Origin of the sequence: Enterobacter sp. RIT418 (assembly GCF_003057745.1) — a bacterium.
Classification (GTDB): Bacteria; Pseudomonadota; Gammaproteobacteria; order Enterobacterales; family Enterobacteriaceae; genus Enterobacter.
This window is the reverse complement of sequence record NZ_QBJD02000003.1, coordinates 73,923-96,290: the sequence shown is the minus strand read 5'-3', so window position 1 is coordinate 96,290 and position 22,368 is coordinate 73,923. Positions and strand designations below refer to the sequence as shown.

Here is a 22,368-nt window from a genome sequence, read left to right as displayed (position 1 = left end):
ATCAGCCTCCTAGGGGTAGATAAATTGCCAGATGTTAATTTCCGGCTCGTCGTTGACGCGGAGGATCGTGTGCCATTTACCGGCTCTGGACGGTGTCGTGAAGAGTAGTATGGAGAAGCTGTCTGACTTTTTAAGGCTGTTATAAACAAAATAGAGGGTATTTCCGCGGCTAAACATGGCGTCCGGCTGCGGCCAGACGCTGCCAGGCTCGTAAACATCGCTGCTCTCGCTGGTCATACTAAGAACATACTTCCCCTCTGTTTTCACCGGGAACGCCAGCGCCATCCGCGTCTCGGTCTCACGCCGCCCGAAGCGTTCATAGTTTATGCTCAGTGATGCAGCGGAATTTTTCCTGACCGTATCGCTTATCCACCCGCGTGAAAACAGACCAGCGATCGCCGCGATGATAATACCCAGCAGTACAATAAAACCTACCTGACGAAACGCGTATTCAAACGACAGCAAGCGATAACTTTCATCTACCCCGGGCAGCTTTTGATTTTCACGTTTCATGGCCATCGTCACCGTTTCGCTTATTATCCGATATTTTTGATTTTTAACGCGAATGCTTTTAGGACTTATTACATTTGCCACATAAAGGAATAGCAACAATACTTAACAAGTCAAGGCATGATAAAATAAAGGATAGCAAATGAAATTAGCTCCCGTTTCCGCTTTACTGATATTTCTGGTTCCTGCCGCCTGGGCCGATAATAACGGCGGCCTACAAAAGGGTGACGCACCGCCGCCGCCGCACGCGCTGGATAGTGGATATCGTGGAACCGAAGACGCGCGAATGATGACCATCGAACAGGCAAAAGAAATGCACGATGGTGCGACTATTTCATTGCGCGGTAATCTTACTGAGGGTAACGGCGATAAATATGTTTTTCAGGATAAAACCGGAAAAATCGACGTTATTATTCCGCAGGCAATCTTCGATGGCAGAATGGTAAAACCCGACCAGATGATCGGTATCAATGGTTCACTTGACAAAAAATCCTCGCCTGTCGTCGTTCGTGTCGATCGTTTACAAAAATGATCGCTAAAGCGTTAACGCTGCAACTATCCATCAAGGCTTAAGGAGTCAGCTATGAGTGATACTACACAACGTAAGAACGCTTATCCGCAACCCCCTTTCCCGGAGCAGCCACAATCGCCGCCGGGGCTGGCGTCAGAAATGCAACCCGTCCCTGACCACGGGGAAAATAGCTACAAAGGACACGGTCGCCTCGCAGGGAAAAAAGCGCTGATTACCGGCGGCGACTCGGGTATTGGCCGCGCGGTAGCCATCGCCTATGCCCTCGAAGGGGCCGACGTCGCCATCAACTACCTGCCGGAAGAGGAAAAAGACGCCGCAGAGGTCATTGACCTGATCAAAGCGGAAGGACGCAACGCCGTCGCGCTGCCGGGAGATATCCGGGACGAAACCTTCTGTACGAAGTTGGTACAGGAAGCCGTCTCTCAGCTGGGCGGACTGGATATTCTGATCAATAACGCAGGCCGTCAGCAGTACCGTGAATCCCTGGAAGAGCTGACCACAGAAGACTTTGACGCCACGTTTAAAACTAACGTCTACGCCCCCTTCTGGATCACAAAGGCGGCGTTGCGCCACCTGAAAGCGTCCTCGGTTATCATTAATACCTCCTCCGTTCAGGCGGTGAAGCCCAGCGCCGGTCTCCTGGACTACGCCCAGACCAAGGCCTGTCTGGCCGTGTTTACCAAATCCTTAGCCAAACAGCTGGGCCCGAAAGGTATTCGCGTTAATGCGTTAGCACCTGGCCCTTACTGGACGGTTCTGCAGCCAAGCGGCGGTCAGCCGATGGAAAAAGTGAAGGAGTTTGGCGGCGACACCCCGCTGGGACGCCCGGGTCAACCCGTCGAGATTGCCCCGCTTTACGTTACGCTGGCCTCGGATGAATGTTCATTTGCGTCAGGCCAGGTGTGGTGTTCTGACGGCGGTGACGGCGTGATCTAACGGGAAAGTGATTCTCCCCCGCAATGAGCAGTAAATGAACAAGGACGTTCATTACCCCGCCGTTGAAAAAAATGTTGTAACTCAAACAGATCAAATGTTAAAAATATTTTGCTATCTGGTTATCAAAATTAAACAACTTCACTTGTCACCCGCATCGCTCTGTTTTTAACATCGCCTATGGAAAAAAATGGTCTGTTCAGTCAGCGCATACGCTTGCGCCATTTGCATACTTTTGTGGCCGTCGCCCAACAGGGAACGCTGGGGCGTGCGGCTGAAACCCTTAACCTGAGCCAGCCTGCGCTCTCCAAAACCCTCAACGAGCTGGAGCAGCTTACCGGAACTCGCCTGTTCGACCGCGGCCGCCTCGGCGCGCAGCTTACCCTTGTTGGCGAACAGTTCCTGACGCATGCGGTAAAAGTGCTCGACGCGCTGAACACGGCGGGCCAGGCGCTGAACCGCAAAGAGCCGCAGGCGAACGACATTGTCCGCATCGGCGCGCTGCCGACGGCGGCGCTGGGCATTTTGCCAGCCGTAATCGGCCAGTTCCACAAGCAGCAAAAAGAGACCACCCTGCAGGTCGCCACGATGAATAACACCATGCTGCTGGCGGGCCTGAAGTCCGGCGAGCTGGATCTGGGAATCGGCCGTATGTCGGACCCGGAGCTCATGACCGGCCTCAGCTACGAGCTGCTGTTCCTCGAATCGCTTAAGCTGGTTGTACGCCCTAATCACCCGCTGCTGCACGACACCGTGACCCTGAGCCGCGTGATGGAGTGGCCGGTTGTGGTGTCTCCGAAAGGCACCGTACCGCGGGACAACGCGGAAGCACTCCTGCAGCTTCAGGGCTGCACGCTGCCGTCCGGCTGCATTGAAACCCTCTCGGCCTCGCTTTCTCGCCAGCTCACCGTCGACTATGACTACGTCTGGTTCGTGCCGTCCGGTGCGGTCAAAGACGATCTGCGCCACGGCACGCTAACGGCGCTTCCCGTGGCCTCGCCCGGAGCCGGCGAGCCTATCGGCATTCTCACGCGCGTGGATGCGCCGCTCTCGTCGGGCGCGCAGGCCCTGCTCAGCGCCATTCGTAAATCCATGCCCGCCTGAATCTCATCCCCTGACCCTCTCCCCCCCAAAGGGGTGAGGGGAACGTCCCATGCGCTAATCATTAAATGCGAAATCACTCATTAACAATTGCGTAAAACAATTTAACAGTTTTATGATATGCGCATTCACCACATGGTTCGCAATAATATCCAAAAAGGTGAATCCAACGCAGCAATTCGGCATAAAACAACATTTCTCTCGTCATGATTTATCCATTTGGTACACGCCGCACGGACCGGAAAAGACGTGAGTATTTAAGGAGACAGAAATGGCTAATGGCAGTGCGCCGCGCGGGGCCCCTCGGGTCCTTCAGTGGCTCCTCGCCGGACTGATGGCAATCATCGGTCTGGCTATAGGTGGATTGGGCCTCAAGCTCGCCACCGTAGGCGGAAGCTGGTACTTCCTGATCGTAGGCATCGTGATGGTGGTTTCCGCCGTCCTGATTTTCCTCAACCGCACCAGCGGTATCGTGCTTTACGCCGTGGCGTTTATCGCCTCGCTGTTCTGGGCGGTGAGCGACGCGGGCTGGGACTTCTGGCCGCTTTTCTCACGCCTGTTTACCCTTGCGGTGCTGGCGTTCCTTTGCGCCCTCGTCTGGCCTTATCTGCGCGCGGCACAGCGCGGTGCGCCCGTCGCCAAAGCCCCTGCGTTCGGGGTGGCGGCCGTGCTGGCCGTCGCCATGCTGGCAAGCCTGGGCTGGATGTTTAAGCCGCAGACGCTGGTCGCGGCGAACGAAGCGGTTCCGGTTAAGCCCGTCGCCCCTGGCGAAGAGCAAAAGAACTGGGAGCACTGGGGCAACACCACCCACGGCGATCGCTTCGCCGCGCTCGATCAGATCAACAAGCAAAACGTGAATGATCTCAAGGTCGCCTGGGTTGCGCACACGGGAGACATCCCCCAGAGCAACGGTTCCGGCGCGGAAGATCAAAACACCCCGCTTCAGGTAGGCGATACGCTTTACGTGTGCACGCCGTACAGCAAGGTGCTGGCGCTGGACGTGGATTCCGGCAAAGAGAAATGGCGTTACGACTCAAAAGCCACCGCGCCAAACTGGCAGCGCTGCCGCGGCCTCGGCTATTATGAAGAGCACCAGAACGTGACAACGTCACAGGAAGCGACGCAGCCTGCGGCCTGTCCGCGCCGCCTGTTCCTGCCGACGACCGATGCCCGCCTGATTGCCATCAATGCCGATAACGGCAAGGTCTGCGAAGACTTTGGCGATCGCGGCACTGTCGATCTGAGCGTCGGGATGGGTGAAATCAAGCCGGGCTACTACCAGCAGACCTCAACGCCGCTGGTGGCGGGCAATGTGGTGGTGGTCGGCGGACGCGTGGCGGATAACTTCTCTACCGGCGAACCGCCGGGCGTGGTTCGCGCCTACGACGTTCACTCCGGGAAGCTGGCGTGGGCGTGGGACCCGGGCAACCCGAACCTGACCGGCCTGCCGCCTGAAGGGCAAACCTATACGCGCGGTACGCCAAACGTCTGGTCGGCCATGTCTTACGACGCAAAGCTGAACCTGATCTATCTCCCGACCGGTAACGCCACGCCTGACTTCTGGGCCGGTGAGCGCACCGCGCTGGACGATAAATACAGCTCCTCCGTGGTGGCGGTAGATGCCACCACCGGCAAGGTACGCTGGCACTTCCAGACGACGCACCACGACCTGTGGGACTTCGACCTGCCGTCCCAGCCGCTGCTGTACGACCTGCCTGACGGTAAGGGCGGCACCACGCCGGTGCTGGTCCAGACCAGCAAGCAGGGCATGATCTTCATGCTCAACCGCGAAACCGGCAAGCCGGTTGCGAAAGTGGAAGAGCGCCCCGTTCCCGTCGGTAACGTCGAAGGCGAGCGCTATTCCCCTACCCAGCCGTATTCCGTCGGCATGCCGATGATCGGCAACCAGACGCTGACCGAATCCGACATGTGGGGCGCGACGCCTGTCGATCTTCTGCTGTGCCGCATTCAGTTTAAAGAGATGCGCCATCAGGGCATCTTTACGCCACCGGGCCTGGACCGCTCGCTGCAGTTCCCCGGCTCTCTCGGCGGGATGAACTGGGGCAGCGTGTCGGTTGACCCGAACAACGGCCTAATGTTCGTGAACGACATGCGCCTGGGCCTGGCAAACTACATGGTTCCTCGCGCTAACGTGGCGAAGGACGCCAGCGGCATCGAGATGGGCATTGTGCCGATGGACGGTACGCCGTTCGGCGCCATGCGCGAGCGCTTCCTGTCTCCGCTGGGCATTCCGTGCCAGAAGCCGCCGTTCGGCACGATGTCAGCCGTTGACCTGAAGTCAGGCAAGCTGGTGTGGCAGGTTCCGGTCGGTACCGTTGAAGACACCGGTCCGCTGGGGATCCGCATGCACATGCCGATCCCAATCGGCATGCCAACCCTCGGTGCGTCGCTTTCTACGCAGTCCGGCCTGCTGTTCTTCGCCGGCACGCAGGATTTCTACCTGCGCGCGTTCGATACCGCGACCGGGAAAGAGATCTGGAAAGACCGTCTGCCGGTGGGCAGCCAGTCCGGCCCGATGACCTACGTTTCGCCGAAAACCGGCAAGCAGTACATCATCATCAACGCCGGCGGCGCGCGCCAGTCGCCGGACCGCGGTGATTACATCATCGCGTACGCGTTACCCGATAAGAAATAAAGCAAAAGGGACCGAAAGGTCCCTTTTTTTTGCCCTTACGCGGGCTTACAGGCTTGATGCTGTAGGTCGGGTAAGCGCAGCGCCACCCGACACCTGCTAAAGGCTCAAAACGTCTCCCAATTCTCCCCGGAAACTGCCGCCGCAGGGCGTAGCGCTGCACTCTGCAAGACAGGCGCAGATGCCGGAGCGCGGTTCGGCTTCGCGCCGCCTAAGCGAAACGCGCCCACCGCCTCCGTCAGGCGCGCGCCCTGTTCTTCCAGAGACGCCGCTGCCGCGGAAGCCTCTTCCACCAGCGAGGCGTTCTGCTGCGTCACTTTATCCATCTCGGAAATGGCCTGGCTCACCTGCACAATGCCGCGGCTCTGCTCGTCGGAGGCCGCCGCAATCTCCAGCATGATATCGGTGACGCGCTTCACGGCGTCGACGATTTCGTTCATGGTGTTGCCTGCCGCCACGACTTCGCCCGAGCCCTGGTCGATCAGGGTGACGGACTCGTTAATCAGGCCCTCAATCTCCTTCGCCGCGTTGGCGCTGCGGCTGGCCAGCGTGCGGACCTCGCTTGCGACCACGGCGAATCCGCGCCCCTGTTCTCCCGCGCGCGCGGCCTCTACGGCGGCGTTCAGCGCCAGAATGTTGGTCTGGAACGCGATGCTGTTAATCACCGCGGTAATTTCAGAGATTTTCTTCGAGCTGCTGGAGATGTTGCCCATGGTTTTTACCACGCCGGAGACCATCTGGCCGCCGCGGCTCGCCTTGCCGGAGGCATCCTCCGCCAGCTTGCTGGCATGGTGCGCGTTATCGGCGTTCTGCTTCACCGTCGCCGTCAGCTGCTCCATGCTCGCGGCGGTCTGCTCAATCGCCGCGGCCTGCTGCTCGGTGCGTGAAGAGAGGTCGGTATTGCCCGCCGAGATCTCGCTGGTGCCGCGGTAGATCTCCTCGGCGCCCTGGCGCACGGTGCCTACGGTGTTCGCCAGCGAATGCTGCATGGTTTGCAGGTCGCGCGTCAGGCGGCCAATTTCGCTGCGGCCTGCCGCATCGTCCGGCATCGTCAGGTCGCCTTTGGCGATGTTTTCGATGCGTTTTGCCGCGCGCTGCAGAGGGTGTATCACCGTCCTGCGCAGCACGACGAAGGTCATCGCCGTCAGCAGCAGCGCCAGCACGAACGCGCCGACCATGAACCCTAGCCCAAGCTGCGTGCGTTTATGCGCGAGGGTCGTCAGCGCGCTGGCCCGGTCGGTGCGGATCTTAATCGCCTTCAGCAGCACGGCGTTGTAGGCATCGTCCAGCGGGCGGGCGGATTCATTTTCGTGATTGATGATGGCCTCAAACATGCCGTTTTTGGCAAACTTGAGCATCGGCTGCAGCCCGGCGATATAGGCGTCGTAGCGCGCCTTTAAATCCGCGTCCAGGGCTCCATCCGCAGGCGTGCGCACGCTGCGGTTCATGTAGGCAGTAAAGCTGTCCTGCGACTGCTTAATGCGCGTTTCCGCCTCACGGATGTTTTGCTTCATCGCGTCCATTTCGGCGATACGGCTCGCGGCACCCGCGTGGATCAGGTTGATGCGCGCCGTGCGGAGATGGTTAGAGCTGTTCGACAGCCCCATGCGCACCTGAATTTCAGACGTAACGTCCTGCTGATCGGTATCCGCCTGCAGCAGGAAGTACCCCGCCAGGCCGGAGCTCAAGGCAAACAGCAGAATAATGCCACCGAGAATGGAGGAAAACAGCGGAACCAGCCGGATATGATGCAGGAAGCTCAGCGTGCGCTTCGCCTGCATCGTTGTTGTGTTGTCCATGACCGTCGACTCTCTTTATAGGTAAGATGCGCAAAAACACGCCTGTAAAAGAGTCATCGGCACGGCTGAAGATTTGCTTACGGCTAAAAGCGCAAGGCAGGTCACACTTTAGAGAAGATTGTTGCGAAAACGCCAGCGGCAAAAACCGCTGGCAGAAGCGTTACTTATCGCCGAAGTGAATCACGGTACGAATGGATTTGCCTTCGTGCATCAGATCGAACGCCTCGTTGATCTGCTCCAGCGGCAGGCGGTGGGTGATGAACGGATCGAGCTGAATTTTGCCGACCATTGCATCCTCCACCATGCCCGGCAGCTGGGTGCGTCCCTTCACGCCGCCGAAGGCTGAACCGCGCCACACGCGCCCGGTCACCAGCTGGAACGGGCGGGTTTTGATCTCCTGGCCCGCGCCCGCGACGCCGATGATGATGCTTTCGCCCCAGCCCTTGTGGCAGCACTCCAGCGCCGAGCGCATAACGTTCACGTTGCCGATACACTCAAAGCTAAAGTCAACGCCGCCGTCGGTCAGTTCAACAATCACGTCCTGAACCGGCTTATCGTAGTCTTTCGGATTGATGAAGTCGGTGGCGCCCATTTCGCCGGCCAGGATGAATTTCTCCGGGTTGGTATCCACCGCAATGATGCGGCCGGCCTTCACCTGCACCGCCCCCTGGATGACCGCCAGGCCAATCCCGCCGAGGCCAAACACCGCCACGGTATCGCCCTCTTTGACCTTCGCCGTGTTGTGTACCGCGCCGATGCCGGTCGTCACGCCGCAGCCCAGCAGGCAGACTTTGTCCAGCGGCGCCTGCGGGTTAACTTTCGCCAGCGAGATTTCCGCGCAGACGGTGTATTCGCTGAAGGTACTGGTGCCCATGTAGTGGTAAATAGGCTCGCCGTTGTACGAGAAGCGGGTGGTGCCGTCCGGCATCAGGCCTTTGCCCTGGGTGGCGCGAACCGCCTGGCAAAGGTTGGTTTTGCCGGATTTACAGAACTTACATTCGCCGCATTCGGCGGTGTACAGCGGGATCACGTGGTCGCCTGGCTTCAGGCTGGTTACGCCCTCGCCGACTTCCATCACGATACCGCCGCCTTCGTGGCCAAGCACCGCCGGGAATACGCCTTCCGGATCGTCACCGGAGAGGGTAAACGCATCGGTGTGGCACACGCCGGTGTGGGTAATTTTTATCAGCACTTCGCCCTTTTTCGGCGGCGCGACGTCGATTTCAACGATTTTTAACGGCTGGCCTGGGCCAAACGCAACGGCTGCGCGTGATTTCATAATGACTTCCCTTATGTGATGTCTGTGGATTTATTTTAGATAAGAGCGCAGCAAATGGCCGACTTCTGCCATCCGTACCGCCCGCTGATCCGGGGTTGTCTCCCCCGTCACCAGCTCGTCTTTGAGATGAATTTCAACCATTTCGCCCATCAGGCCGTTGGCGGCCCCGCGAACTGCAGCGATTTGTTGCAGGATAGCCAGGCACGGATCGCCGGACTCCAGCGCGCGCTCAAGCGCATCAACCTGCCCGCGTATGCGGCGAACGCGGGTCAGAATACGTTTTTTATCTTCGGGTGAGTGTGGCATACGCGCCTCCTGATACTGTAGGGGGGTATAGTAAATATTTATGCCAAGGGTGTAAACCTTTCTGGTTTGGCTGTGCTGACAGCCGAGGGCCGCCAGGGCAAAAACCATTCTGAATGATTATCCTAACAGACTGATTTATATCTATTTAATATAACACGAAAGGTAAAAATATATCTCTTCGGGAAGCGTTTAGTGGGTGGCGTTTTTATTTAAAAAAGGAGTTTTAGAATGGCAATACGCGCATATTTATGGCTGAAGGACGACGGTGGTGCAGACATTATAGGCGCAGTAGACGTAAAGGATCGTGAAGGAAGTATCGAAGTGTTGGGGTTTGGACATGGTCTGCATCTCCCTACTGACAATAACACCGGGAAAATTACGGGCACGCGCGTCCACAGCGCCCTGGTATTTGAAAAGGAGTTTGATAGCGCAAGCCCCTATCTCTATAAAGCTGTCGCAACGGGCCAAACGCTCAGCTCCGCTGAGTTTAAGTGGTACAAAATTAACGACGCGGGCCAGGAAGTGGAATACTTCAATATGCTGCTTGAGGACGTAAAAGTCGTCACGATTTGTCCGTTAATGCATGACGTAAAAAACCCGGCAACGGAAAAGCATAATCATCTAGAAAATATCTCGCTACGTTACGAAAAAATCACGTGGAAACATTGCGACGGTAATATAATTTTCAAAGATTCCTGGAACGACCGCTGATGAATCTTCTGCAATGCTATTTCCATCTGAATGGCGGAAAATATGGAACACTGGCTGTACCGTGTACAGGGTATTTCCCTGCATTCTCTGGTAATGGCAGCGCGACGAATGACCCTGACAGCGCGAATGTTCCGAACATCGGCCCCCTTCCGCCTGGCCGCTACTATATTCTTTTGCGGGAACGCGGCGGTTGGTTTACTCAAACAAAAGACAGCGTTAACGCGTTCTTTACAGGTTCAAATCGAAGTGAATGGTTTTCATTGTACCGCGATGATGGGTCAATAAATGACGAGACATTTATTGATAGCGTCAGGCGCGGTGAATTTCGGCTCCATCCGATTGGGCCATCGGGACTGAGTAAGGGATGTATTACCTTGTACAGCCAGAGTGATTTTCACATTCTCGCCTCCGCCCTGCTTCGAACGGGTGGAATGTACCTTGGTAATTTCATGATTGCGCATGGCGTTGTGCAGGTGTACTAATGAAAATCATGTTCCTGGTTTTATTGTGGCTTGCAGTAACCTTCCTGACGATGCTCTCTCTCTACAGATTCGTGCCCCCTGAAACACAATATGCTATGGCGGAGTACTTTGGGTTTTACGGGGATGAGCGGGTAATGGATTTTGTTTTGTACTGTTTTTTCGCTATAGCAATTAGCGTTGCCAGCGCGTCCACGTTCTGTGCATTTTTACTGTTGCGTAAATAATTCAGGCGGGCAGCGGGTCTGCCCGCTATTTGCTCCGCTATTGGCTAACAACGGTTTTATCGACCCTTACTTTTTCCCTTCACACTGCCCTAAGCGCAAAGAGACATATCCGAAAAACCGCCCTTTTCCTCCCGTCTGGCCCCGAACCGTCAAATGCAGTCTATTCTTAAACTGACTACAAAAGGAGGAAGTTATGACTGATTTCGACGCTGATAAAAATGCGGAATACGCTGGCGATAAGGCCAAAAACAAGCTCGATGAGCTCGCAGGATCTGCTCAGCAGCAGTTTGGTGATTTTGTGGACTCACCTAAACATCAGGTTAAAGGCGCAGCGCGTAAATACGCGGCGCAGGCCAGCGATGCGGTTTCGGACGTTACTGAAGCCGTAAGAAACAATCCGCTTTCCGGCCTGATTGCCGCCGGTGCGGTTGGCGTTGTTCTCGGCCTGCTGTTGGGCCGTAAGTAGTTTCAGGCCCTTCGGGGCCTGATTAATCTGCCTTGCTCTACCCTTCCTCACTCTTTTTTTAGCCTCCCTCACTCTGACCCAGCCCGCCACTGCGTTCGTCGCATTGTGGTGAACATTTTTGTTCATTTGAAAAATAGTTGTACATTTTTGATGTACAGATTTCGATTATTGGTATAGATTCTAACACATCGATGTTACACAAATGTTCAAGAAACGGTGGGTAAACAATGCGTCGCAATCACAATCCAACGCCAGCAGAGAACGCTATCACGTTGTATTTTAATAAGAACAACATTCCAGGACAGCAGGAAACGCTTGGGTTGATTGTTAGCGAGATCATCAAAGAAAACCTCCCCCTGAGCCGAATGACAATTTGTACAAAGCTGCTGCGTCGCATTGAAGAATCATCCTGCGATGATGAGAAGGCTCATTACAACGGCCTGATCGCTCTTTTCTTCGCCCGGTAAGCGAGTCTGATTTTTAGCTTACTGAGTTGGTTTCGTTGAGCTGAAGAAATATTCTTATCATCGCGCGACCAACAACATGCTTCAGGCCGTTACGCTGGAGCAGAGTGAGATTAAAGCTATGCATAGAACTAAATTCGAACGACTGAAAGATGATTTGATTGGTGAGGCGGTGCTGTCCATTTTGAAAGAAAACGGTCCTATCACCTTCTCATCCCTGGCCGCACGCCTTCTGGTGATGGCCCGGGCAGAAACCAATCCAGAAAGAAAAGATGCATTGATTGCGGCAGAGAATGAAGTGCGCGAGCGAATTACGGGCGTGTCGCAGGATCGGGGGCGCGTCATTGGTGACTATGACGTCTCCAGGGTGCGTTCGATGTTACATCACGAGCCTCACCATTCTCCGAATAAAAAGCATTGAACTCCAACTAACACGGTGCGCCAACATGGAAAAAGTCAGTACACAGCAGAATTACATTTTTGAGGCACTGCATGACAAGGGTCTGGCCGAGTTTTTCCAGAACGCCGGGAAGAATCTCAGCGATGAGGCGGAAGTGCTGGGTTCAGCAATACGCTGCATCTTGCTTTGCGGAGACAACCTCTCCAACAAAGAGATCATTTTGCAGTTGATCCACGCGCTGGAAATTACCCCAGAGCCTGAAGCCTGCGACGTCATCCGCAACACGCTTGAAATCGTGGTGGGCTTCACCCGAGACGACATCTAACCGCCTGTTGACCACCACCAGCCAAAACGCTGCACGTTAAAAAGGGGGCCACTCGGCCCCCTTTAGCGCCTCTATAGCCCTCCCGTCAACCAAACGTTGTACAACCCTGCCCGCAGAAGGACGCATTTCCTTTTTCTCCTTTTGCTGTAATATGCGTACTATTGCAATATTTTGCAGGATTTTTTTCCCATGCACAAAACCGCCCGACAAAAGTACGTGCTCGATATTCTGACCGAACAGGGTCAGGCCAGCATCGCAGAGCTTGCAGAAAGGATGCAGGTTTCTGCTGACACCATCCGCCGCGATTTGACCGACCTGGAAAAGGAAGGCTTAGCCCAGAAGAACCACGGCGGAGCGATCGCGCTCAACCTTTCCGCCATGACGCGCCAGGGCCGCAGCGTCCTGCTGCCGCAGACGAAACAGCTGTTGGGAAAACGGGTCGCGGAGTGCGTTCCTGCCGGTTCAACGCTGTTTCTGGACGCGGGCAGTACGGTGCTGGCGGTTGCCGGGCACCTCAAAGGGCCGCTGACGGCAATCACCACCTCGCTCGATATTGCGCAGCTCTTTAGCGATCGGGAGGACATCGAGCTGATCCTGCTCGGCGGCAACTGGGACCCGCAGCAGCGCCTGTTTGCCGGAAGCGCAACGCTTTCGCTCCTGTCGCGCTATCGGGCGGATATTGCCATTCTCGGCGCGTGCGCCATTCACGCCGAGCTGGGCCTCAGCGCCAGCAAAGAGGCCGATGCGGACGTCAAGCGGGCCATGCTGGCCGCCAGCCGCGAGCGCTGGATCGTCGCGGACCACTTGAAGCTAAACCACTGCGAGCCGTATCTGGTTTCCGGGCTGGCGGATATACAACAGCTGTTTTTAGATCGTCCCTGGGCAGAGCTTGGGGACAATAGCGCCCTGCACGTCACCGTGGCAGATGCGTCATCACCTGGAGAAGATCATGAATAAAGAGAAGACGATAAACGTTGCGCTGATCGGGTATGGATTTGTGGGCAAGACCTTCCATGCCCCGCTGATCCAGTCCGTTGACGGGCTTACGCTGGCGGTGGTTTCCTCCCGTGATGAGGAAAAGGTTAAGCGCGACGTTCCGAACGCGATTGTCGTGGCAACCCCTGAAGAGGCCATTCAGCACCCGGACGTAGACCTGGTGGTGATTGCCTCCCCGAACGCCACCCATGCGCCGCTGGCAACGCTGGCCCTGAACGCGGGCAAACACGTCGTGGTGGACAAACCCTTTACCCTCGACATGCAGGAAGCGCGCGATCTGATCGCGCTCGCAGACGAAAAGCAGCTTCTCCTTTCCGTGTTCCACAACCGGCGCTGGGACAGCGATTTTCTCGGCATTAAGCAAACCATTGAGCACGGCACGCTCGGCAAGGTTAAGCACTTTGAGTCGCATATCGATCGCTTCCGCCCGGAGGTTCGCGTGCGCTGGAGAGAGCAAAACGTGCCGGGCAGCGGGCTGTGGTTCGATCTCGGTCCGCACATGATTGACCAGACGCTACAGCTGTTCGGCCTGCCACAGTCGGTGCAGGGCAACATCGCCACGCTGCGCGACGGCGCGGAAATCAACGACTGGGCGCACGTAGTGCTGAATTACCCGGAGCATAAGGTGGTTCTCCACTGCAGCATGCTGGTTGCCGGGGGCGTCTCTCGCTTTACCGTTCACGGCGACAAGGCAAGCGTGGTGAAGGCGCGCATCGATCGCCAGGAAGCGCAACTGCTGGCGGGCGTTGTTCCAGGAAGCGAAAGCTGGGGAGAAGACGATGACGATATGGTGCTGTTTAACGCGCAGGGTGAAGCCAGCAAGCTGCCCACGCCAAACGGCGATCAGCGCCAGTACTACGTTAACGTGCGCGATGCCCTGAACGGAAAAATCGATAATCCGGTGCATCCGGTCGAGGCCCTCGCAGTGATGGCGGTTCTGGAAGCGGCGGTAACGTCCTCCGAAACCGGCTCAACCCGGGCGCTTGAACTCACGGCGGAGGAGCGCGCGCAGCTTCAATAAGCGCTAAAAAAATGCCCTGCGGGTTGCAGGGCACGTTCAGCTACTGGCGCTTCTTCGGCATCATGCGCAGCAAAGTATTGTCTTTCCAGTAGTAGTGGTGCATCAGCGCGGCAAACGCGTGCAGGCCAATGACGAAATAGCCCAGATTTGCCAGCGTGACGTGCCACGCTTTCAGCATGTCGACCAGGTCAAAATTCCCCTCTGCCGCATGCGGCATCGTCAGGCCGAAGGCAAACCAGTCGCTGCCGCGGTTATACATCATCACAATACCGATCAGCGGCAGCGCGATAAACAGCAGATAAACGACCAGGTGTCCCAGGTGCGACAGCCCGGTGATCATCGCTTTTGGCTTCGGCTGGATAGGAGGCGCAGGGAATTTAAGGCGAATCAGCAGGCGTGCCGCCATCAGCACCAGAATAGAAATTCCGCAGGATACGTGGATCATGTTGATTAACGGCCGGTCGCTTCGCGGGAAAAATCCCCTGAACTCCATGGCGCAATAGGCCACGATGACTAACAAAAACACCAGCCAGTGGATGCTAATTTGCAGACCTGTATATTTCGTGCGCATAAATTTTCCTGAAAAATGACGTTACCTGCCTCAACATAACGACCTTTCCTTAAATTTTCATTAACTGTTTTGCGGTAAATCTCAGGAATAAAAAAACACCCGCAGATGTGACCCTGCGGTGACAGGGAACGGGTGTTAGGCAGCGATCGACCGTATAGTCGAGATATAGGTTCGATGAATCCAGAAAATATAGCCTGACCTCGCGGATAATTCCAACTTACCGCCGTCCAATGGCGACGAGGCCAGTGCCGCCGATAATATAAGGACATTCTTGGATAAATTTAGCTGTCCGTGCTGAAACGGGCTATATTCGGTTCAACTGGTTTAAAACCATACGCCATGACGTAATAATAACCAGTCAAGCTCGAAACCACTAAATTCACATGAGATATAGCGCTGAAGGTTAGTCACCGAACTTAATCCCAGTCTCTGCATCGCGGTATATAAGGTAGAGTCGACGGTTTTTGTAGATACCCTTAGCGTTTGTGCGATAGACGCATTAGATTTATAGCGCCGCATAATACAGGTTCTTAGCTGCGACTTCGTCAGATCTTTAAGCGTGCGGCATGCGTAAACATGCTCGACCAAATCCGTCATGCCTATCCCGCGCTTGTTGGATAACTGATTTAAAACGTCATTTATTGAAGAATGACTGCTTATCACATCAAACTTTGCCAGCAGCTCGGAATAAATACCTCTGCTGCCTAAGAAATAAAATTCCGCGTCGCTGGACAGTTCGTGTTTTTCCAGCTCGCACATCAGGTTCTGCAGGCATGAACAGCCTTCCAGGTCTATCAGACAGATTTCACGCGTTGTGAAAGAGTGCTCTAACACCCATTTTAATGCTTCGCGTAAAAATGCGTTATGCGTAATAATTATAGACATCGTTTCGCGCCATCGTGTTGAAATTTGGATGTGGTGTCGGGTGCCTCCCGATGACGATATCCAGTCAACCTATCGCCGGAAATAATATTGGGACTGTAGAGAGAAACTTAACTGTTCCGCGTGCGCTTAGCCGCATTCACCACGAAATAAATTTAACGGAATCCCGCTCACTAATCTAAAGCTTTATCTGTACTTTTTAAGACTACTATCGGTCCACTAATATACTTCCGCGCGAAATACCCATCCGTTAAAACCGCACATTACGCAATACAACATATTGATGCCCTTCTTTTTTTACGCTACCGCGGTGAAATGCGCGCGGACCGTTTTGATGCCCGGTGATGATGTCCCTCTGACTTGCCCCCCTCCCCGTCATGGTCTAAGCCTGGATAGGTTCACCCTGTCATACTGACACTTCACCAGGAGTATATAATGAGCAACATTGGCATTAACGGCTTTGGACGCATCGGGCGCCTTGTCCTGCGTCGTCTTCTCGAAACCCAGGACGGCAACGCCGTGATCGCGATCAACGATCTCACTTCCCCGAAGGTTCTGGCCTATCTGCTTAAGCATGACTCAAACTACGGCGGCTTTCCGTGGAGCGTGGATTTCACCGAGGACGCGCTAATCGTCGACGGCAAAACGATTTCGGTCTATGCCGAAAAAGAGGCCAAACATATCCCGTGGAAAGCAGCGGGCGTCGACATCGTTGTGGAATGCACCGGTTTTTACACTTCTGAAGAGAAGTCCCGCGCGCATCTTGATGCCGGAGCCAAAAAGGTGCTGATCTCAGCCCCGGCGGGAGAAATGAAAACCATCGTCTTCAACGTTAACGACGACACGCTCGACGCAAACGACACCATTGTCTCCGTCGCCTCCTGCACCACCAACTGCCTCGCGCCGCTGGCCAAAGCCCTGAACGACGCGTTCGGCATTCAGGTTGGCACCATGACGACGATCCACGCCTACACCGGTACCCAGGCGCTGGTGGACGGCCCGCGCGGTAAAGACCTGCGCGCATCCCGCGCCGCTGCGGAAAACATCATTCCCCACACTACCGGGGCGGCAAAAGCCATTGGTCTGGTGATCCCGGCCCTGAGCGGCAAGCTGAAAGGCCACGCTCAGCGCGTGCCGGTCAAAACCGGTTCCGTAACCGAGCTGGTAGCGATTCTGGATAAAAAGGTAACGGTAGATGAGATACACGCCGCGCTGAAAAAAGCGACCGACGGAAATGAGTCGTTCGGCTACACCGATGAGGAGATCGTCTCTTCGGACGTCATCGGCTCACACTTTGGCTCGGTGTTTGACGCCACGCAAACGGAGATCGGCGAAGCGGGCGACCTTCAGCTGGTCAAAACCGTGGCCTGGTACGACAACGAATATGGCTTCGTAACGCAGCTGGTGCGAACCCTGGATAAATATGCTGCGTTATAGGCAATCCCCCCTCGCCTGAGGGGGAAATCCCTAAGACTGAAGTCAACCCGGGCAGAGGAATGCGCGACGAACCGTTCATTTCCTGCCCTGTTTATTCCCCGATCGTTAGCATTGCCAGCGGGAACGTCGTTATCGCTTTTGAATAACGTAATAAATGTGCCGCGGACGTATTCTATCCAATCCCAAATTCATTTTTCTGTGCATTTTTTCATCACAATGACATATTAAATAATCTGCTCCAGGAATAATTTCGTATCCAAAAATGCTTTACATCCCGCGAATAATATTTTTTAAGGGTGACAAATTCCTCCCCATGCTCCTACCTCACTAAACCCCCTATTTCACCATCGGCCCGGGCGCCATCTAACACATTGATTTTATTGTTTATTTTATTATCCAGAAATTATAATTCACTTTCTAAAATGTCTGTTTTAAAACATTCATTAAATTTATAGCCGATTGAAGATTCATAATGCAGAGCAAAACCTAAATTTTACTAAAATAGATTTTTATTTTTAATAAGTTTTCATAAATATCAAATACGATATTATTCCTGCCGCCGGGAGAGGTTGAATGATATTAATCTTAACCGGTAATACATTATGACACACTTTGTTGCACTTAAATACACTATGAAAGGATCAAGGATGAAAAAGGTAATTCTCGCTACAGCTATCGCGTTATGCACAACTTCAGCTTTTGCCGGTGAAACTGCCGTTCTGAAAGTAAAAGGCGTGCTGACTAACGCAGCGTGCTCTGCAGACATGAGCAACGGCGGTGTGATTGACTACGGTCGTATCGCACTGGGCAACCTGAGCGCAACTGCAAACAACGTGCTGGGCCAGAAACAGCTGCCAGTAACCATCACCTGTACTGCTCCAACCAAAGTGGGCTTTACCATCAGCGATGACCGTATGGACAGCAACGCACAGCTGCCGGTTGATGTTAACACCACTAAGGCCGTGACGGATAAGTATTACACCTACGGTGTTGGTAAAACAACTGGCGGTGTAAAAATTGGTAACTACGGTCTGTGGATGTCTGACGTGACTGCAGATGGTAACAGCGTTGACTCAATCGGTGTTAACGGTGACTGGAGCCAAACTGCATGGGGTAAAACCAGCGTTCCACGTAGTGATGCATTCAACACTATGGCGTTCGCGGCTACCTCTACCAGGGAACCGCTGGCAGTTACCAATGCTACCTTTAACTTCAACTCTAACCTGGTCATTCGTGACACCGCAACGCTGGCAATCACTGACGATACCCAGCTGGACGGACAGGCAACCCTGACTCTGGTTTACCTGTAATAGTTAGACGCGATTAGTTTTACCTGTTCATAACGGGCCAGCGATGGCCCGTTATTTTTGCGTCTGTCATATCAGCGAACGGCTGACCAGCGCGTCGGTGAGAATGGCGTCGTCACGCAGAACGTTCCACGCACGCTCAACGTCCTCAGGGATCTCGACGTGGTCAATAAAATCACGCCCTGCCGGACCGTATCCCCCGAGGTCGTCCCTTAAACGCGGAAGCTCCCCCAGCACCAGCGATAAATAACGCTCCACCGGCCACAGCCCGTCGCTGCCGCCCGGGAACACCAGCCCATCGTTGCTATTTTCCACCACCGGCGTCACGCCAGGATGGCTTATCCACTGCGGCGCAGCAGCCTCGTCCCGACAGACGCGGGCGAACGTCGCCATGGTCCGGCGCTGCATCGTCGGGTCCTGAACCACCAATACCCTCTGCGCGCCAGGATAATGATGACGCATCATCTCCCGGCTAAAGCGAGCATTCTCGCCGCAGTTGGTGGACCGATCCTCCACAAGAATACGCTCCTCGGGAATCTGCCAGAATTTGCGCGCGATATCTGCCAGAACGGCAGCTTCAGCGCGCCCCGTGGTCGGGATGGTGTTATATCGGGGATGGCGCGCAACCGCCGCGTATAAAAACGTCGTGGAGTGCCCAATGCCACCGCTTATCAGCAGCGGCTTCTCCTGAGCAGCCGCGATGCTGCATGCCGCGTCTATCGTCGGGATCACCGCGTTGCCCGCCAGAATTACCAGGTCAACCGGCTGGCCGGGTTGCCAGGCATCTTCCGCCAGCCAGCGCCCTACGGTGTTAACGGCGCGAAGCGTGTTTTCAGGCAGAACAGGAAACATTGTAGGTATCATGGTTACCTCCTTACGGCAGTGAAGCCCAGCGTACCGCACTCTTACGATCTGAAAAGAGGATCTCTCTGAAAGCCAGCGCCGCTGGTTCGGCCTGTTTTTGTCACTTTTCTGAAATAACCAGAAACATCCAAAAACAATTGGGTTGCACCTGAAGCGCGCCAGGTGACACCGCGTCTATCATTAACGGGGCGAGGTTTACTCATGACGCAACATGAAGGTACAGCGACGGTATTGCGAAAAAACAAAAAGGTGCTTATTGCCAGCCTGACCGGCAGCGCCATTGAATGGTTTGACTATTTTCTCTACGGCACGGCCGCCGCGCTGGTGTTCAACAAGATTTTCTTTCCGATGGTCGATCCGGTTATCGGGCTCATTCTCTCCTATCTCTCTTTCTCGCTAACGTTCTTCATCCGCCCCATAGGGGGCGTGCTCTTCGCCCACATCGGGGACCGCATCGGGCGTAAAAAAACGCTGATACTCACTCTCTCACTGATGGGAGGTGCAACCGTGGCAATCGGCCTGCTGCCTACCTATGACATGATTGGAATGTGGGCACCGGCCCTGCTGATCCTGATGCGCATTATTCAGGGAATGGGCATCGGGGGTAAATGGGGCGGCGCGCTGCTGCTGGCCTACGAATACGCTCCCGAGAAGCGCAAAGGCTTTTTTGGCAGCATTCCTCAGGCGGGCGTCACCATCGGTATGCTGATGGCAACCTTTATCTTGTCGCTGATGACGCTATTTAGCGAAGAGGATTTCCTCTCCTGGGGCTGGCGCATTCCCTTCCTGCTGAGTGCGGTGCTGGTGCTGCTCGGACTGTGGATACGTAACGATATCGACGAAACGCCGGACTTTCAGAAGGTCAAAAAATCCGGTCAGGTGGCAAAAGCGCCGCTGCGCGATACGCTGAAACACCACTGGCGCGAGGTGCTGATTGCCGCAGGGCTGAAGGTTGTCGAAACCGCGCCCTTCTATATCTTCTCGACCTTTGTGGTGAGCTATGCCACCACGACACTGACCTACCAGAAGTCGCAGGCGCTTGAGGCGGTCACGCTGGGCGCGCTGGTTGCCACTATACGGGCATCACGCTCGGTTACCCGCTCGGCGCGGCGCTGGCGGGCGGAACGGCGCCGCTGATCGACACCGGCCTGCTGGCAAAATACGACGGCGACTGGGTGCCGGTGGCCTGGTATTTAGCGGTGACCGTCGTTATTTCACTGGTTGCGATCTTCTGCGCCAGACGCGTCAAGCGCCAGCCGGCGGTTCTCGCACAGCCTCACGAGCTCTAGTCTCCGGGCGGCCCGCTTCGGGCCGCCTCTGCCCTCAGTGTGTGATCGTCATTTGATTAATGTATGATAATCATATTCAATTGAATTATGATTTACGCCAATCGTCGAATCATTTGCCTGCTCACTATTCAACTTTTCCAAAGGTAAACGTCGCTATGCGCCTGCCCAAACGCGATCCTTATGCTCCTCGCGAGTGGCAGCCACATGAAAAACCCGCCCTGCTGGGTTCACCTTCGACGCCGGAACACCCTACCCCAAAGCGAATCGCCTATGGCGTGGTTGGCCTGCTGGTGTGCCTGACGGGCGCGCTGGGTAACGCGGTCGTCGCCGCCAACCTGCAAAACCTGCAGGGCACGTTCGCCGCCTGGTCTACGGAGATTGCCTGGCTTCCCGCCGTGTACGTAATGACCAACGTCTCCATCAACCTGCTGCTGGTGAAGTTCCGGCAGCAGTACGGCCTGCGCGCGTTTACCGAAGGTTTCCTGGTGCTGTACGTGCTGGTGACCTTCTTCCACCTGTTTGTGAACGACCTTAGCTCGGCGCTGATGGTGCGCGCCGCGCACGGCATGGTGGCCGCCGCGCTCAGCTCGCTCGGTATTTACTATCAAATTCAGGCCTGGCCCGCGAAGCACCGCCTAAAGGCGCTGACGATTGGCATTACCGGCTCGTCGCTGGCTATCCCGCTGGCGCGGCTCTTTTCCACGGAGCTGCTGCAGCTCGACGAGTGGCGCGGGCTGTACTTCTTCGAGCTCGGGCTGGCGCTCATTTCGCTGGCCTGCGTGATGGTCCTTAAGCTGCCGCCGGGCGACAGGCGCAAGGTATTTGAAAAGAAGGACTTTATTACCTTCTTCCTGCTCGCACCGGGGATGGCGCTGCTCTGCGCGGTGCTCTCGCTCGGCCGTCTCGACTGGTGGTTTGAAGCGCCGTGGATCGGCTGGGCGCTCGCGCTGTCGCTAGTGCTGATCGTCTCTGCCATTGTTTTTGAGCACAACCGCAGCAACCCGCTGCTCAACACCCGCTGGCTGTCGAGCGGCAGCATCGTGCGCCTGGGGCTGATCATGCTGCTGATCCGCATCGTGCTGGCGGAGCAAAACACCGGCGTTATCGGCTGGCTACAGTACGTGGGCTTACAGAATGAGCAGATGACGCGCCTGGCGTGGTCGATTTTCGCCGGGATCGTCTGCGGCATCGTCACCAGCTGTCTGACCATCAAACCGACGAAGCTGGCGTGGCCGATTATCACCTCGCTGGCGCTGATGATTGTCGCCTCGCTGCTGGACAGCCAGTCCACCAGCCTGACCCGCCCGGACCAGCTGATGGTGAGCCAGTTCCTGCTCGGCTTTAGCAGCGCCTTTTTCCTCGCCCCGGCGATGCTGGCGGCCATCGGCGGCGTGATCGCTGAACCGCGCAACCTGGTCAGCTTCTCGGTGATGTTCGGCATGAGCCAGAACGTGGGCGGCCTGCTCGGCTCGGCTATTCTGGGGACGTTCCAGACGTGGCGCGAGAAATACCACTCGAGCCTGCTTGCAGACCAGCTCACCACGCTGAATCCGTTGGTGAACGAGCGGATTCAGATCTATACCCAAATGTATAAAAGCCTGATTGGCGACAGCGCGCTGCTCGGCACGCAGGCGATTACCCAGCTGCAGACCGCGACGGCGCTGGAGGCCAACATTCTGGCCTACAACGACACCTATCTGCTGACGGCCAGCATCGCGGCCGCCACGCTGGTCTGGATTTTATGGCGCTTGCTGCGCCTGCGCATAACGGCCCGTCTGGCGTTAAAACACGCCACTGGCGACAAGTAAAAATCAAG

23 protein-coding genes and 1 pseudogene are annotated in these 22,368 nt (G+C 55.6%); 17 read left to right on the top strand and 7 right to left on the bottom strand.

Going from position 1 to position 22,368, the window contains the following annotated elements; genetic code table 11:
• Positions 1-9 precede the first annotated feature (9 nt).
• Positions 10-513 carry a hypothetical protein gene (locus DBY73_RS04275; RefSeq protein WP_112010156.1) on the bottom strand — a complete coding sequence of 168 codons (504 nt, stop codon included), beginning with the start codon at positions 511-513 and terminating at the stop codon, positions 10-12.
• Between the two features lie 139 nt (positions 514-652).
• Here DBY73_RS04275 and DBY73_RS04270 point away from each other — a divergent pair, with 139 nt between their 5' ends.
• The 4 genes from DBY73_RS04270 to DBY73_RS04255 all read left to right on the top strand — a co-directional run bounded on the left by DBY73_RS04270 (position 653) and on the right by DBY73_RS04255 (position 5,732).
• A complete protein-coding gene (locus tag DBY73_RS04270; protein WP_112009961.1) occupies positions 653-1,042 on the top strand; it encodes a YdeI family stress tolerance OB fold protein in 390 nt (129 codons plus the stop codon).
• Between the two features lie 51 nt (positions 1,043-1,093).
• On the top strand, positions 1,094-1,978 hold the full coding sequence (locus DBY73_RS04265) for an SDR family oxidoreductase (RefSeq protein ID WP_112009960.1): 885 nt from the start codon (positions 1,094-1,096) through the stop codon (positions 1,976-1,978).
• Positions 1,979-2,155: 177 nt separating this feature from the next.
• On the top strand, positions 2,156-3,079 hold the full coding sequence (locus DBY73_RS04260) for a LysR substrate-binding domain-containing protein (RefSeq protein WP_112009959.1): 924 nt from the start codon (positions 2,156-2,158) through the stop codon (positions 3,077-3,079).
• Positions 3,080-3,347: 268 nt separating this feature from the next.
• On the top strand, positions 3,348-5,732 hold the full coding sequence (locus tag DBY73_RS04255; protein WP_112009958.1) for a glucose/quinate/shikimate family membrane-bound PQQ-dependent dehydrogenase: 2,385 nt from the start codon (positions 3,348-3,350) through the stop codon (positions 5,730-5,732).
• A gap of 104 nt (positions 5,733-5,836) precedes the next feature.
• On the opposite strand, the gene DBY73_RS04250 is transcribed toward DBY73_RS04255, so the two are convergent.
• The 3 genes from DBY73_RS04250 to DBY73_RS04240 form a co-directional block, all read right to left on the bottom strand.
• Positions 5,837-7,528 (bottom strand): methyl-accepting chemotaxis protein, encoded by a 1,692-nt coding sequence (locus DBY73_RS04250; protein ID WP_112009957.1) that lies wholly within the window; start codon positions 7,526-7,528, stop codon positions 5,837-5,839.
• A gap of 160 nt (positions 7,529-7,688) precedes the next feature.
• A complete protein-coding gene (locus DBY73_RS04245; protein ID WP_112009956.1) occupies positions 7,689-8,807 on the bottom strand; it encodes an S-(hydroxymethyl)glutathione dehydrogenase/class III alcohol dehydrogenase in 1,119 nt (372 codons plus the stop codon).
• Between the two features lie 30 nt (positions 8,808-8,837).
• Complete coding sequence (locus DBY73_RS04240) at positions 8,838-9,113, bottom strand: metal/formaldehyde-sensitive transcriptional repressor (RefSeq protein ID WP_003857256.1); 276 nt, start codon at positions 9,111-9,113, stop codon at positions 8,838-8,840.
• A gap of 228 nt (positions 9,114-9,341) precedes the next feature.
• Between DBY73_RS04240 and DBY73_RS04235 the strand changes: the two genes are divergently transcribed.
• The 9 genes from DBY73_RS04235 (at position 9,342) to DBY73_RS04195 (ending at position 14,202) form a co-directional block, all read left to right on the top strand.
• The gene (locus DBY73_RS04235) at positions 9,342-9,824 is read left to right on the top strand and encodes an Hcp family type VI secretion system effector (RefSeq protein ID WP_112009955.1); all 483 of its coding nucleotides are present in this window, start codon (positions 9,342-9,344) and stop codon (positions 9,822-9,824) included.
• On the top strand, positions 9,824-10,306 hold the full coding sequence (locus DBY73_RS04230; protein WP_112009954.1) for a DUF2778 domain-containing protein: 483 nt from the start codon (positions 9,824-9,826) through the stop codon (positions 10,304-10,306). The genes DBY73_RS04235 and DBY73_RS04230 overlap by 1 nt, the downstream gene beginning before the upstream one ends.
• The gene (locus DBY73_RS04225; RefSeq protein ID WP_112009953.1) at positions 10,306-10,530 is read left to right on the top strand and encodes a hypothetical protein; all 225 of its coding nucleotides are present in this window, start codon (positions 10,306-10,308) and stop codon (positions 10,528-10,530) included. Before DBY73_RS04230 ends, DBY73_RS04225 begins: the two co-directional genes overlap by 1 nt.
• Positions 10,531-10,723: 193 nt before the next feature.
• Positions 10,724-10,996: a CsbD family protein gene (locus tag DBY73_RS04220; protein WP_112009952.1), complete on the top strand. Its 273-nt coding sequence runs from the start codon at positions 10,724-10,726 to the stop codon at positions 10,994-10,996.
• A gap of 227 nt (positions 10,997-11,223) precedes the next feature.
• A complete protein-coding gene (gene ycgZ, locus DBY73_RS04215) occupies positions 11,224-11,463 on the top strand; it encodes a regulatory protein YcgZ (RefSeq protein ID WP_112009951.1) in 240 nt (79 codons plus the stop codon).
• A gap of 76 nt (positions 11,464-11,539) precedes the next feature.
• Positions 11,540-11,881, top strand: coding sequence for a hypothetical protein (locus tag DBY73_RS04210; RefSeq protein WP_258458367.1), 342 nt, complete (start codon positions 11,540-11,542; stop codon positions 11,879-11,881).
• A gap of 25 nt (positions 11,882-11,906) precedes the next feature.
• Positions 11,907-12,185 carry a biofilm development regulator YmgB/AriR family protein gene (locus tag DBY73_RS04205; protein WP_112009950.1) on the top strand — a complete coding sequence of 93 codons (279 nt, stop codon included), beginning with the start codon at positions 11,907-11,909 and terminating at the stop codon, positions 12,183-12,185.
• A gap of 189 nt (positions 12,186-12,374) precedes the next feature.
• On the top strand, positions 12,375-13,142 hold the full coding sequence (locus DBY73_RS04200) for a DeoR/GlpR family DNA-binding transcription regulator (RefSeq protein ID WP_112009949.1): 768 nt from the start codon (positions 12,375-12,377) through the stop codon (positions 13,140-13,142).
• Entirely contained in the window at positions 13,135-14,202 is a 1,068-nt protein-coding gene (locus DBY73_RS04195; protein WP_112009948.1) for an oxidoreductase, read from the top strand. Before DBY73_RS04200 ends, DBY73_RS04195 begins: the two co-directional genes overlap by 8 nt.
• A 40-nt stretch (positions 14,203-14,242) precedes the next feature.
• On the opposite strand, the gene cybB is transcribed toward DBY73_RS04195, so the two are convergent.
• Together cybB and DBY73_RS04185 are read right to left on the bottom strand one after the other, a co-directional pair.
• The gene (cybB, locus tag DBY73_RS04190; protein ID WP_112009947.1) at positions 14,243-14,773 is read right to left on the bottom strand and encodes a cytochrome b561; all 531 of its coding nucleotides are present in this window, start codon (positions 14,771-14,773) and stop codon (positions 14,243-14,245) included.
• Between the two features lie 324 nt (positions 14,774-15,097).
• The gene (locus DBY73_RS04185; protein WP_112009946.1) at positions 15,098-15,658 is read right to left on the bottom strand and encodes a LuxR C-terminal-related transcriptional regulator; all 561 of its coding nucleotides are present in this window, start codon (positions 15,656-15,658) and stop codon (positions 15,098-15,100) included.
• Between the two features lie 432 nt (positions 15,659-16,090).
• On the opposite strand from DBY73_RS04185, the gene gap reads away from it, so the two are divergent.
• Both gap and DBY73_RS04175 read left to right on the top strand, forming a co-directional pair.
• On the top strand, positions 16,091-17,092 hold the full coding sequence (gene gap, locus DBY73_RS04180) for a type I glyceraldehyde-3-phosphate dehydrogenase (protein ID WP_112009945.1): 1,002 nt from the start codon (positions 16,091-16,093) through the stop codon (positions 17,090-17,092).
• 647 nt (positions 17,093-17,739) lie between these two features.
• Entirely contained in the window at positions 17,740-18,402 is a 663-nt protein-coding gene (locus tag DBY73_RS04175; protein WP_112009944.1) for a DUF1120 domain-containing protein, read from the top strand.
• Between the two features lie 66 nt (positions 18,403-18,468).
• Here DBY73_RS04175 and DBY73_RS04170 read toward each other — a convergent pair whose 3' ends face one another.
• A complete protein-coding gene (locus DBY73_RS04170; protein WP_112009943.1) occupies positions 18,469-19,263 on the bottom strand; it encodes a YdcF family protein in 795 nt (264 codons plus the stop codon).
• A 201-nt stretch (positions 19,264-19,464) separates the two neighbouring features.
• On the opposite strand from DBY73_RS04170, the pseudogene DBY73_RS04165 reads away from it, so the two are divergent.
• A pseudogene (locus DBY73_RS04165) lies at positions 19,465-20,552 on the top strand (MFS transporter).
• 161 nt (positions 20,553-20,713) lie between these two features.
• Positions 20,714-22,360 carry an MFS transporter gene (locus DBY73_RS04160; protein WP_112010154.1) on the top strand — a complete coding sequence of 549 codons (1,647 nt, stop codon included), beginning with the start codon at positions 20,714-20,716 and terminating at the stop codon, positions 22,358-22,360.
• Positions 22,361-22,368 lie beyond the last annotated feature (8 nt).

Excerpts from the sequence above, each read along its gene's own strand:
- DBY73_RS04200 (WP_112009949.1), top strand. The coding sequence starts at position 12,375 with ATGCACAAAACCGCCCGACAAAAGTACGTGCTCGATATTCTGACCGAA.
- DBY73_RS04230 (WP_112009954.1), top strand. The coding sequence starts at position 9,824 with ATGAATCTTCTGCAATGCTATTTCCATCTGAATGGCGGAAAATATGGA.
- DBY73_RS04245 (WP_112009956.1), bottom strand. The coding sequence starts at position 8,807 with ATGAAATCACGCGCAGCCGTTGCGTTTGGCCCAGGCCAGCCGTTAAAA.
- DBY73_RS04195 (WP_112009948.1), top strand. The coding sequence starts at position 13,135 with ATGAATAAAGAGAAGACGATAAACGTTGCGCTGATCGGGTATGGATTT.
- gap (WP_112009945.1), top strand. The coding sequence starts at position 16,091 with ATGAGCAACATTGGCATTAACGGCTTTGGACGCATCGGGCGCCTTGTC.
- DBY73_RS04220 (WP_112009952.1), top strand. The coding sequence starts at position 10,724 with ATGACTGATTTCGACGCTGATAAAAATGCGGAATACGCTGGCGATAAG.
- DBY73_RS04175 (WP_112009944.1), top strand. The coding sequence starts at position 17,740 with ATGAAAAAGGTAATTCTCGCTACAGCTATCGCGTTATGCACAACTTCA.
- cybB (WP_112009947.1), bottom strand. The coding sequence starts at position 14,773 with ATGCGCACGAAATATACAGGTCTGCAAATTAGCATCCACTGGCTGGTG.
- DBY73_RS04255 (WP_112009958.1), top strand. The coding sequence starts at position 3,348 with ATGGCTAATGGCAGTGCGCCGCGCGGGGCCCCTCGGGTCCTTCAGTGG.
- DBY73_RS04225 (WP_112009953.1), top strand. The coding sequence starts at position 10,306 with ATGAAAATCATGTTCCTGGTTTTATTGTGGCTTGCAGTAACCTTCCTG.
- DBY73_RS04235 (WP_112009955.1), top strand. The coding sequence starts at position 9,342 with ATGGCAATACGCGCATATTTATGGCTGAAGGACGACGGTGGTGCAGAC.
- DBY73_RS04250 (WP_112009957.1), bottom strand. The coding sequence starts at position 7,528 with ATGGACAACACAACAACGATGCAGGCGAAGCGCACGCTGAGCTTCCTG.
- DBY73_RS04170 (WP_112009943.1), bottom strand. The coding sequence starts at position 19,263 with ATGATACCTACAATGTTTCCTGTTCTGCCTGAAAACACGCTTCGCGCC.
- DBY73_RS04205 (WP_112009950.1), top strand. The coding sequence starts at position 11,907 with ATGGAAAAAGTCAGTACACAGCAGAATTACATTTTTGAGGCACTGCAT.
- DBY73_RS04275 (WP_112010156.1), bottom strand. The coding sequence starts at position 513 with ATGAAACGTGAAAATCAAAAGCTGCCCGGGGTAGATGAAAGTTATCGC.
- DBY73_RS04265 (WP_112009960.1), top strand. The coding sequence starts at position 1,094 with ATGAGTGATACTACACAACGTAAGAACGCTTATCCGCAACCCCCTTTC.
- DBY73_RS04260 (WP_112009959.1), top strand. The coding sequence starts at position 2,156 with ATGGAAAAAAATGGTCTGTTCAGTCAGCGCATACGCTTGCGCCATTTG.
- DBY73_RS04210 (WP_258458367.1), top strand. The coding sequence starts at position 11,540 with ATGCTTCAGGCCGTTACGCTGGAGCAGAGTGAGATTAAAGCTATGCAT.
- DBY73_RS04185 (WP_112009946.1), bottom strand. The coding sequence starts at position 15,658 with ATGTCTATAATTATTACGCATAACGCATTTTTACGCGAAGCATTAAAA.
- ycgZ (WP_112009951.1), top strand. The coding sequence starts at position 11,224 with ATGCGTCGCAATCACAATCCAACGCCAGCAGAGAACGCTATCACGTTG.
- DBY73_RS04270 (WP_112009961.1), top strand. The coding sequence starts at position 653 with ATGAAATTAGCTCCCGTTTCCGCTTTACTGATATTTCTGGTTCCTGCC.
- DBY73_RS04240 (WP_003857256.1), bottom strand. The coding sequence starts at position 9,113 with ATGCCACACTCACCCGAAGATAAAAAACGTATTCTGACCCGCGTTCGC.